The following is a 2,215-nucleotide window of genomic DNA, read 5'->3' as shown; positions in this document are numbered from 1 at the left end:
TCCGATCACCTCCGGCGATCCACCTGAGCCCGCACCACCCACAACCGGCGCCTTCGGCGCATCACGGGGACCCCTGGTTCTCGGCGTCCGAGCGGGGTCCCGTCCGATCACCTCCGGCGATCCACCTGAGCCCGCACCACCCACAACCGGCGCCTTCGGCGCATCACGGGGACCCCTGGCAGCCATGGGGAGGCCGCGGCGCGCAGCGACGGTCACGGAGCGTGGCGGCGGCGGAGGGTTGTTCGGGATGGATGCGTGGGAGGGCGCCGATGTGGTTCCTCTGATGGGCTCAGCGTCCGATTTGACCGTACAGAGCGACCACGTGGCACCGGTCCCACGCACACCCCCGCTTCCGGCCCCCTCGCCGGCCACGGAACGTCATCGTCACCCCTGACCCGACGACCCCGGACCGGCCGAGAACCGTGCGGAACACCCTGATCGCCGAAGACTGGGCCTGGACACGGCAGCGCGCTCGCCCCGTCAGGGCCCGACCGATGGGGCGGAGTGTCTGCCCGGACTGTGGCGACGTGGCGACGCCGGTCCAGGCACGGACAGCCCGGTTGCCTCGACCGTCGCAGCTCAGAGGTCGGCGTAAGGCGAATAATCAGTAGCGGGCGCCGACCACCTGGGCATCGAGGGCGTCGAGGACGGCCAGGTCGTCGGCGTCGAGGATGAGGTCGGGCGCGGCGGCGTTCTGCTCCAGCCAGCGGCGGCGCTTGGTGCCGGGGATCGGGGCCACCGGGACACCGAGCCGCCTGGCCTGCCCGTGCACCCAGGCGAGAGCGACCTGCGCCGGGGCGGCGTCCTTGCGGGCGGCGATCTCGGCGACCGCCGCCACGATCCTGCGGTTCGCCTCGCCCGCTTCCCCGACGAAGCGCGGGCTGCGGGCGCGGAAGTCACGTTCGCCGAGGTCGGCGCCGTCGAGGGTCGCGGTGAGGAAGCCCCGGCCGAGCGGGGAGTAGGGCACCAGCCCGACGTTCAGCTCGCGCAGGGCGTCGACGACGGTCGTCTCCGGATCGCGGGTCCACAGCGAGTACTCGCTCTGGACCGCCGCGATCGGGTGGACGGCATGCGCCCGCCGCAGCAGCGCGCCGTCGACCTCGGACAGCCCGAGGTATCGCACCTTGCCCTCCGCGACGAGCTCGCCCATCGCCCCGACCGTCTCCTCGATCTCCGCGGTCTGCGGCGGCCGGTGCAGGTAGTACAGGTCGATGACGTCCACGCCGAGCCGCAGCAGCGAGGCGTCGCAGGAACGCCGAACGTAGGCCCGCTCCCCCCGGACGACCCGGGCGCCGTCGCCGGCGGAGCGGTCGATGCCGAACTTCGTGGCCAGCTGCACCTGGTCCCGGCGGTCGTGGATGGCCCGTCCGACCAGCACCTCGTTGTGCCCGGCCCCGTAGACGTCGGCGGTGTCCAGGAACGTGACGCCCAGGTCGAGCGCGCGCTGGATCGTCGCGATCGACTCGTCCCAGTCGGTGGCGCCGTACCACTCGCTCATCCCCATGCAGCCCAGCCCCTGGGCCGAGACCCTCAGTCCACCAAGGTTGACCTCATGCATGCCGCTGCTCCCTACCCGCCGGTCCGTGCACCGTCAGCAGGTAACCCTAGGTGTTGGAGCGCGCGCTAAGGCAAGCCCGCGCTACGGCCGGGCCTTGTCGGCGGCGGCGGCGGCGAGGAGTTCCTCGGCGTGGCCGCGGGCCAGCGTGCTCTCCTCCTGGCCGGCGAGCATCCGGGACAGTTCGCGGACGCGGCCGGCGTCGTCGAGGGTGATGACGCCGCTGCGGGTGACCGAGCCGTCGTCGGCCTTGTGCACGACGAGGTGCCGGTCGGCGAACGCGGCGACCTGCGGCAGGTGGGTGATGCAGATGACCTGGTGGGTGCGGGCGAGACGGGCCAGGCGGCGGCCGATCTCGACGGCGGCGCGCCCGCCGACGCCGGCGTCGACCTCGTCGAAGACCATCGTGGAGCCGACGTCGGCGGCGGCGAGGACGACCTCGATGGCGAGCATCACCCTGGACAGCTCGCCGCCGGAAGCACCCTTCTGCACGGGCCGCGGCGGAGCGCCGGGATGCGGGATGAGGCGCAGTTCCACGTCGTCGACGCCGGACGGGCCGAAGGCGACGAGCCGGTCACCGACGGGCAGACCGGCAGGGTCGTCGCGCTGGGCCACGGCGGCCTCGACCCGGGCGCGGGGCATGGCCAGGCCGGCGAGCTC

Annotated in this window: 1 protein-coding gene and 1 pseudogene; both read right to left on the bottom strand. The window is 73.3% G+C overall.

Annotated elements, in window-relative coordinates; translation table 11 throughout:
• Positions 1–604: 604 nt before the first annotated feature.
• Positions 605–1,558 carry an aldo/keto reductase gene (locus ND748_RS26770; protein WP_251748987.1) on the bottom strand — a complete coding sequence of 318 codons (954 nt, stop codon included), beginning with the start codon at positions 1,556–1,558 and terminating at the stop codon, positions 605–607.
• 81 nt (positions 1,559–1,639) lie between these two features.
• A pseudogene (locus tag ND748_RS26765) lies at positions 1,640–2,215 on the bottom strand (DNA repair protein RecN); the annotation flags it as partial.

The organism is Frankia sp. AiPs1 (genome assembly GCF_023716945.1).
GTDB lineage: Bacteria > Actinomycetota > Actinomycetes > Frankiales > Frankiaceae > Frankia.
This window is presented reverse-complemented; position numbering and strand designations above follow the sequence as displayed.